Genomic DNA, 9819 nt, shown 5'->3' with positions numbered 1-9819 from the left:
TATTTCCAGTACTATTTTCACCAGTATTTGAAGACAATGCTCCACCATTATTACCAGCATTATTGTCATTTATAGTAGAATCATCAATAATAACAGTACTATCACCACTACTACCATCACCAGTAGAAGAAGAAACAGCACCACCATCATTACCAGCAGAATTATCACTCAAATCAGAACCACTAACAATAACAGTACTATCACCAGAACTATTCTCACCAGTATTAGAAGACAAAGCCCCACCATTATTACCAGCATTATTGTCATTTATAGTAGAATCATCAATAATAACACTACTATCACCACTACTACCATCACCAGTAGAAGAAGAAACACCACCACCATCATTACCAGCAGAATTACCACTCAAATCAGAACCACCAACAATAACCTCAATATCAGCAGAACTATTATCATGAGGACGAGAATATATAGCACCCCCATTATTATCTGCAGAATTATCATTCATAGTAGAATTAAAAATATTAACATTAACTATAGCATTACGATCAGCAGTTACCCAAATCCCCCCACCATTAGTACCAGCAACATTGCTAGAAATGATAGAATTTGTAATATTACAACTAATGATAGAATCTTGACCTTGAGCAGATATAGATACTCCCCCACCATGATTATTAGCATAATTATTAGTAATAATAGAATCAAGAATAATACCATTCATTGTTTGATTAATAGCGCCCGTATATATGTACATTCCTGCATTATTACCTCCAATGTTGCCAGATATAGTAGTATTTACAACATAAAAAACAGGGCAAGAAGAAACAACAATTCCTGCATTTTCATAATCAGCCGTATTATTTAATATAAAAGAATTAGTAATATTAACAAAACCATAAGCAACAAATATACCCCCACCATTATAAGCCGAATTATTGATGAAAGAACAAGAAATAATTGTTGTGTTGCTTCTAGAGTAAATTCCTCCACCCATAGTACTTGCTGTATTATTTTCGAATTTACATTGGATGAATGTTACTGTTGAAAAATCAGTTATAGCGACTGCTCCACCAGGACCAACGCTTTCATTCCCGTTTATGAATGTTATGTTTATAAAAGTCACATTCAAATTATTATTTATAATAAATATTCTTCTTGCTTTTTCTGCATCTATAATTACATTATCTGCTGAGCTACCTTTTATGGTTACATTTTTATTAATTATTATACCTGTATTATTAGTCCCTGTATAATTCCCATCTGCTAAAGTTATTGTGTTATCAGGATCAATACAGTCATCTAAACCTTGTAGTATTCCTCCTCCAGCCGTACTATTATCAACATTTACATTTGCTGCAAAACCAGTTTGCATTGTATTAGCTAATAAAAAAACAGCAAAGATAATTAAGATTGGAATTAGGATTCTCCTATCTAATTTTTTTGAATAATTTAACATTATTCACCTCCAAATAAATAATTTCACATCCTCTAAAAAAAAAATTGGGATGTAAAATTTAGTCAATATATTAAAAAGTTCATGAGAATAACATAGTAATTATTCTCTATAATATAATAGCGAACAACCACTATATAAAACTATCGAAAAATACCGAACACTCACATAAAAGGTTAAAAAATTAATAAAAAACAAACTAGATGGCCCCCCCCCCCTATCTAAAATAAACTAGAAAAAGTAGATAAAATAAGAAAATATAAATAAATAAAATTAAATGAGCAAATATAAAAGTTATAATAGCTAAAATTTAAAAAATAAGTAAAATAAAAAGATTAAAAAAATGAAATATGAAAAAATAATAATAAAATTAAATACTAATGATTCCTAATCTTAAGATTAATAAATGAAGATTTTCAAATTTTATATAGTTGATTTTAAATTTTTTAATTATTTTTAAATAATATATTTTAGTCAGTATAATAAATTATAATATCTTCTTTGATTATTTTTTTAAGTTGTTTTAATGACCATAAAATTAAAAGAACATTAATCAATATTGAAAATGGATTAAAATATAAAATAAGAGAAATTAATAAGGTTATAATGATTATAATATAAAAATATTTATATACATTATTAATAAGAATATAAACTCTTTTTAATTTTTCAAAATCATACTCATATTTATTTTCATAGGTTTTTTCAAATAATAAAACAATTAATGATCCTAAAAAGAATACTAATGCAGTAAAAAAATAGCCAGTGAAAAAGTTTATTAAAATATAAAAAATCACTATAGAAAGTAATGAAAAAATGAATATTTTATTATTAATTTCTTTTTTATCTTCCTTACAATTATCTTTATATTCCTCTCCACTAACTTTAATTTGACGAATTTTACCATAATCCATACTATCAATCCTATTTTCATAAATCTATTATCAAATAAAATAAATTATTAAATCATGAAAGAAGAGTTAAAAATTCTCTAAACATGATAATATTTTTTTGAGTTTTAAAAAAATAATTTTTAATTAATTAACTCTAATTTAATCACATTATTCATATGAACTTACAATTATTGCTTCGGGATTAATATCTAAATCTTCATGATATTCAAAAACTACTCCTAAATTTTTAACTTTGAAAAAATAAGTTTTTGTTCCATTATTATCTGAAAATATTTACAAATCTTTTACTTTTATTGATTTTATATTAAGGTATTAGTAAAGTTTTCCATATACATTCCAGAAGTGTGATTTTTATAATGACTAAGAATAGTTTCATATTGTGTCATATTACTGAAAACATGATAACTATTAAACCATTTACCTCAAATTTTCATGGATGTAAGTTTAGAATATAAAAATAAACATAAAAATTAAATTTTATAATTTATATTTAATAATTTATATTTTTACAAGATAATTCTTATTCTAAAGCTTTTTTATATATTAAACCAGTGTTTCTAGCAATAAATATTTGTAAATAAGTATTAATGAAAAATGCAGCTATTATGAAGAAAATAACCCCTAAAACAGAAATTGTTGCATAAATTATTGCAAAAATCACTACAATAATAGCTAATAAAACTAACCAAATTATATAATTACCCCAGCCGATTTTAGAAATATCATTAAAGATTTCTCTAATCTGAAAAGAGGATTTTAAACTATCATACTTAGCTAGTCTAGATTGAGCAATAAAAATAATAATCGAGTATAAAACACCTAATATTAATAATATGATCCCCATTATTAAAATTCCAGTTCCAAAACTTATTAACAAATCATCTGGCATATAATTCGCATAATCTGCACCATAATTATTTACATAAAAAAGCACACGATTAATTAATCCAAAAATATTTAAAGCAAAAGCAGAAACCAGAAGAATAATAGCTATAGGAATCATATAAACAATACCCATTATTAATAGCTTCAAACTATCAATAATATTTTTTACCAAACTCAAAGAAGGAAGATCATTAGAATCATTTACAGTTCTTCTAATGACACTTAAGAAATATCCAGGAAGAATTAATAAACTAATAGCTATAAAAAGTATAGTAAAAATAATCCCCACAATAAAAGTTCCACCATTTAATAAACCATAATCAAAAGCATCTGAAAAATTGCCTAAAACAACCAAAATACCAATAATAGCAAAAGTTTTCATATTTTTAGTAGGATAAACAAAAGCATCCTTAAAAATTTCAACAATATCCATAAAAAACACCCCTAACTAATTTTTAATAATGAATTAAATAAACACAAAAATATATTTATAAACAATACCATTATAAATATTTCCATTTAACTTTAAAAAAAGTAAATTAAAATTTAAAAAATAATATAATAATTTTTTCCTTTAAATACTTTTATAAATTGATTGATTATAATAGAAAAAGGGATGAGTGTAAAAAGAATAATGATTGGATAAATATTGATAATGCAGTTAATATTTTTAAATCCCAAACACCCTTTTCACTCCGAATATCAAAAGACAAATACTTATTAATCTTATCAGGAAATATAGGAATCAAAGAAGATAAAAAAGCCAACAAAATCAGTACAAATGGAATATATTTAGGAATATCATTAAAATACAAATCTGAAAAACCAATTGCAAACCCCATCGACAAAGCAAGAAAAGCTAAAATCCATGACAAAGTAGGATCATAACCTAAACCAGTTTCAGAAGAAATATTATCATCATTAAAAGTATTAATCCTCAATAAAAGCATCAAACCAGGCAACAAAAAACTCAAAAAAACCCCTAAATTAAAAAAATAATTAAACTCAGACAAAAATAAAGAGGGAAGTGGTATTAAAGTAACTGAAAAAAATATGAGCACAACTTTTCCTTGAATAGTTAAACAACTTTGTTTAACTTTATAATTAGTACCCTCATGTAAAACATTCAAAGAAAACTTTTTATCTGCATATTCAAGAAAATAAGATTTCACTGAATTCAACACTAAACAAATAATAGACATCAAGATAATAATAGTAATTACTCTTAAAAATTCCATAAAAATCACATAAGAATGTTAATATTTTTAAAATTTAAATTAATTAAAAAATCTAGAAAATAATAATAAATGATAAGAAATTTTTATAAAAAACTTCATATCATCTAAAAAAAATTTCATTTTTATTTTACTTTTATGGTTTTTAAGGCATTGTTTCCATAAACAACTGCACCAGTTGATTTTTTAACTGAATTTTTAATATAATATTTGCCTTTTTTAGCAGATAAAGAAACAGTTAAATAAGCTGATTTTGATTTGCTAAATTTCAAATTCTTAACAGTCCAGGATAAAATACCAGTTTTTTTGTTATACTTAACAAGGCCACTACTAATAGATCTTTTAAGAAGTTTAACACCTTTAGGTAGCTTATAAGAAATCACAAGACTACTTTTATCTGGACCAATGTTAGCTAAAAGAGTTTTAAAAGTAATTTTTTTACCCTTAACAGCATAAGAATTCTTAATATTAACTTTACTTAATTTTGGAACAGTCAATTTACTTGAAACAATAGAGCTTTGATAAGTACTGTCAGTAACAGAAACTGCTTTAACAGCTAAATAACCAGTAATTGCAACTTTATAATTTAAAGAAGCAAGCCCTTGTGAGTTAGTTTTAGCTTGACCAACATATTTATTGTTCACATAAAACTTAACATATCTACCAACAACAGCTTTACCAGTTGCATCTTTTAAAGTAGCTTTTAAAAGAGTATTTTTACCATAAGTTCCTTTATAATTGCTCATACTTGTACTTGTTTTTATTTTGTTGATTTCAAAGCTATTAGTTTTTTGATTATCAACATAAGTGTAATCATCAGTATAGTTAGCTATTACACTTATTTTACCAGGATTACCACTTACAGTCCAATTAACATAAGCTTTTCCATTTACTACATCAAAAGTACCAAGATATATTCCTTTTGCATAGATTTCAACAAGTCCCCCATTAACAAGACCACCATTATTATCTCGAACATTAACAGTGATTAAAACCTTATCACCAGGATTACCAGAAACTTTAGATAAATCAATTGTCATGTTGGTTGGAACAGTTAAAACACGGAAATCTGTTGTATCAACAGATTCATTGTAAGCATCATTCTCATGGTATTGTGCATAAATTTGACCATTATCAAAATTAGGTTCATTAACAATCCAATTAAATTTAGCTACACCATCTATAACACTAACATTTCCTAATGATTTACTACCACTTGCACCATTAAAGAAGAACTCAACAATACCCCCATTAACAGGATTACCCTGATTATCTTTCACATTTGCAGTGACAATAATAGTACTTCCATTTTTACCAGTAGGATTAGAAACTGTAACATTAGTACTAGTTCCTAAAATGTATAATTCAACAATCTTTGAAGCATTAAAAGTTTTAAAAGCAGCTTTAACAGTATGATTACTATAATTATTACCAGTGAAAGTAGAATTAAATCCAGAATTACTAACATTACCAGTATTTGGTGTTATAGAACCAGTACCATTAACAACTTCCAAAGTAAACTCCTTATCTTCAGAAGGAATAGGAACATTGCTAGTATCATAATCATACAAATTGCCATTATTATCAGTGACTTTTGGAATAACACTAATATTCTGACTTAAACCAGAATTAGCACTATTAACTAAAGCCATAACAATCCAATAATCAATTGTATAATTTTGACCATTAATAATTATGTTAGGTTTATCATTATTTCCCCACCAGTTATAATTTAAATTAATCTCTGAAACCTGAGTATTAGAAATTACTTTCAAATAAGTTGCAAATGCTGAATCAATGACAGTTAAATTACAACCACGATTATCATTAAAATTAAATGTTAAATTGCCTTTTGTTAAATTACCTGTTGAGTTATTTGTATTAATAAAAATACAGTTACTAATTATAGAATTATTCCACAATTTAATAACAGAACCAGTATTATTAAAAATTGAATTATATGCTGTTAAAAATACTGTTACTCCATAAAGATTGTCAAAAAGAGTATTATTTTCAAATTTACAATTATAAACATTTAAAATCTGTTGTGAACCACCACTACTCCATCTATTAGTAACAACAGCTAACGAATTAATAACAGAACTATTAATTAAAGTTACATTACAATAACCAAAACCAGAATAATCAGAATGAAAAATACCAGAAGACATACTATTATTAAAAATAGTGTTAACTATTAATAGATTTGAAGGGTTACGAATGTCAGAACCGCTAAGAGTATAACAATTACTATCAAATAGAGAGTCATAAATAGAAAGATTACCCTTACCATTCTCAATAACACCTAAACGAGTTAAAGTAGCATACTGACTAGAATTACTTTGTGGGTCATATTTGTTATTTTTGAAAATAGAATTACTAATAACCATAGTTCCATTATTTTTAATAACGGTATATGTATTATTATTAAAGACACAATTATAAATCTCTAAATAACCATAATTGTTTATTAACCCATATTCAACAGATATCTGACTACTACCTTTAATACTTTCAGAATTTTGTAAAATTAAATTAGCTAACTTATGAATACCATAGCCTTCTTCAGAAGTGATAAATCTACCAATAATATCAGCAATAATACTATTATTCCCAATAATTGTAACATTAAAATCACCAGGCAATACTAAGTTTTCATTACCAGAACCATTATAAATTCCCTCTAAAACATATATAAATACATTTTTAGAATCTCCATAAGCTTTATTCAAAGCAAACCCTATTGTTTTAAATGGATTATTTTTAGAACCATCCCCATTAGAGTCACTACCGTTTGGAGAAACATAAAAAGTTGCATTAGTTTTAAGATTAGCATTTACTTCAAGGTTAGCAGTTATTATTGAAACACTTACACCAGATGGGCAGTCCCCAGTAATTGTGTAATTGCCATTTTCTAGGCCAATATAAAATAAAGTAGCTGTACCATTAATTATTGGTGCTATGCCTAAATATTTTTCATTTGCATAGAATCTTAAGTATCCTCCATCAATTATATTGCCTTCAGCATCAGTGATATGTGCAGTTAAAGTAAAACTAAATTTATTTGTATAAATAGAATTATAAGTAACATTAACTCTATTAACTTTACCAGTAGTTAAAACACCAACACTATTTAAAGTACTACAAATATATATTGGGTTACCGGTGCCATTAGCATAATTACCATCAAAATTACAGTTAATAAAATCAACAACACAGTTTTCAGATATATACACAATAGATCCATTACCAGAAGCAGAATTATTAATAAAAGTACCATTAGTAAAATTAGCAGAAGAAGCAGTTATTGCTCCATTAATACCTTTATTACCAATAAAAGTATCATTAAAACTATTAAAAGATCCTAAAACTGTACCATAAGAAGGTGCACAATTGTTTATAAAATTATTATTTATTGAAGTACCGCTACCAGATAAAATATTATTAGCATTTTCATCAGTCAGAGTGTTACCTATAAATGAACAATTCTTAACATAATTATTTGAACCTAATAATATTGCTCTTGGAAAAGAATTATTTATAAATGAAGAATTTTCAATTAATCCATTGTTAATAATAATCATTTGACTTTGAAGACCCATACTTGCATTATTATTCCTAAATATAGAATTGATAATTTTGCTTCCATAAGCAAGGTCCATAAAACCATAATAAACATTATTATTATTTTCAAAAATACAGTTTGTAATATTGGTAATTCCATGTGCAGAAATTAAAGCATAATAATTATCACCAGAAGAATTACAATTAATATAGGTCATATTAAAAATATTAGCCTGAATATAATCTCCGAGATATAATCCCCAATTATTATATTCTCCATCAATGATTGTTTTATTATAAACACCAATTATGTTTAATATACCAAGATCGGAGTAAGTTAAGTTTGTATTTCCAACCCCTTTATAAGTTCCTTCCATTATCATAATAGTTGGATAAATTGAAACTGCAAAGCCTTGATTAATTGCTTTTTGAATTGTCTTGAAAGGATTAGTCTCTGATCCATTACCAGTATCATCATCCCCATTATTAGAAACATAATAAGTAACAGGATTTCTATTAATATTCACATTAATAAGACCAGTCTTAACTGAAGTTGCATTTTCAGAACCACAATAGCCTGAAACAGCATACAAACCATTATCAAATAAATTTGTAAAAGTATAAGTAGCTATACCACCAGCATTAGTAGAATTACTCTTATTTAATATACCATTTATAATAAAATAAACAGTCCCTCCATTAATAACATTACCCATATCATCAGTTAAAATAGCATTTAAACGGATATTACTAGGTTTATTAACATCGACAGTTGAATTACCTAAAAAAGTCAAATTAGAATTAAAATTAGCCCCATCAGACTTAATAAAACTTAGATTATTTTTATTAATACAATTATTAATAGTATTGTTTTTAAGGTAAACAGTCCCTCCGATATATAATGTAGGAGTTGAATCACTATTTGGAGCTGAACAGTTGATAAATGTGTTATTTACTATAGAACCACCATTCATATATAATGTGCCATAAATCCAAGAACTTGTACTATTAATCGTATTATTGATAAAGTAACAATTGTATACAAATGAATTTGCATTAGACCCATATATAATATTAGAACCTGCCCTATTATTATTAAAGCTACAATTATTAAGTTTTATAATAGAACCATAGATTACACCAGCTTCATAAGGTCCAGTATTATTATTAAATATAGAATTAACAATATTCAAATTAGAAGCATAGTCACTATATATAACACCTCCATAAGAGGTTGCTTGATTATTTTCAAAATTACAACTAGTAATTGATAAATTACCATTATTTGTTATTGCTCCACCATCTGTATTTTTACAATTACGGATAGTTAGATTATACAAATAAACAATAGAATCAGATTTTATGTCAAATAAGAAGTTAGCAGAATCACCATCAATAAAAGTTTTATCTACACCTTTACCAATGATACTTATACTTCCATTTTGACTAATATGGGCCTTATTAATCAAGATTCCAGTATTATTACCTTTACCCCTATAAGTACCCTCATCCAAATAGATATTGACATTGCTAGAATCATTTGATTGATTAACAGCTTTACCAATAGATTGATAAGGACTATCAATCGAACCAGTATTAGACGAATCATTACCACTAGGTGACACATAAATATCATTAGAAGCAGCAGAAACATCAGAAGCCACTACAACACCAGAAAACAAACAAAAAATGAGCAAAACACTCACAAGAAAAAATTTATTAATTTTCAAAAAGAATTACCCCCTTTTTAATTATTTTATTAAAATATAGTTAACCAATAGTATAATGAAAAGATTACTGATAA

At 25.9% G+C, this 9819-nt stretch carries 4 protein-coding genes and 1 pseudogene; all 5 read right to left on the bottom strand.

Annotated elements, in window-relative coordinates; all coding sequences use genetic code 11:
- Nucleotides 1-1420, bottom strand: a pseudogene (locus tag Q0087_RS06955) (hypothetical protein); the annotation flags it as partial.
- 467 nt (nt 1421-1887) lie between these two features.
- The gene (locus tag Q0087_RS06950) at nt 1888-2331 is read right to left on the bottom strand and encodes an L-lactate permease (RefSeq protein WP_297898960.1); all 444 of its coding nucleotides are present in this window, start codon (nt 2329-2331) and stop codon (nt 1888-1890) included.
- Nucleotides 2332-2851: 520 nt separating this feature from the next.
- A complete protein-coding gene (locus tag Q0087_RS06945) occupies nt 2852-3649 on the bottom strand; it encodes a DUF4013 domain-containing protein (RefSeq protein WP_297898959.1) in 798 nt (265 codons plus the stop codon).
- A gap of 166 nt (nt 3650-3815) precedes the next feature.
- Nucleotides 3816-4454 (bottom strand): hypothetical protein, encoded by a 639-nt coding sequence (locus Q0087_RS06940; RefSeq protein ID WP_297898958.1) that lies wholly within the window; start codon nt 4452-4454, stop codon nt 3816-3818.
- A 122-nt stretch (nt 4455-4576) separates the two neighbouring features.
- A complete protein-coding gene (locus tag Q0087_RS06935; RefSeq protein WP_297898956.1) occupies nt 4577-9745 on the bottom strand; it encodes a hypothetical protein in 5169 nt (1722 codons plus the stop codon).
- Nucleotides 9746-9819 lie beyond the last annotated feature (74 nt).

It is taken from the genome of uncultured Methanobrevibacter sp. (assembly GCF_937881195.1).
In the GTDB taxonomy this organism is placed as follows: domain Archaea; phylum Methanobacteriota; class Methanobacteria; order Methanobacteriales; family Methanobacteriaceae; genus Methanobinarius.
This window is presented reverse-complemented; position numbering and strand designations above follow the sequence as displayed.

Bases quoted from the DNA above. Each gene is read 5' to 3' on its own strand.
- Q0087_RS06950 (WP_297898960.1), bottom strand. From the start codon at position 2,331: ATGGATTATGGTAAAATTCGTCAAATTAAAGTTAGTGGAGAGGAATAT.
- Q0087_RS06945 (WP_297898959.1), bottom strand. From the start codon at position 3,649: ATGGATATTGTTGAAATTTTTAAGGATGCTTTTGTTTATCCTACTAAA.
- Q0087_RS06940 (WP_297898958.1), bottom strand. From the start codon at position 4,454: ATGGAATTTTTAAGAGTAATTACTATTATTATCTTGATGTCTATTATT.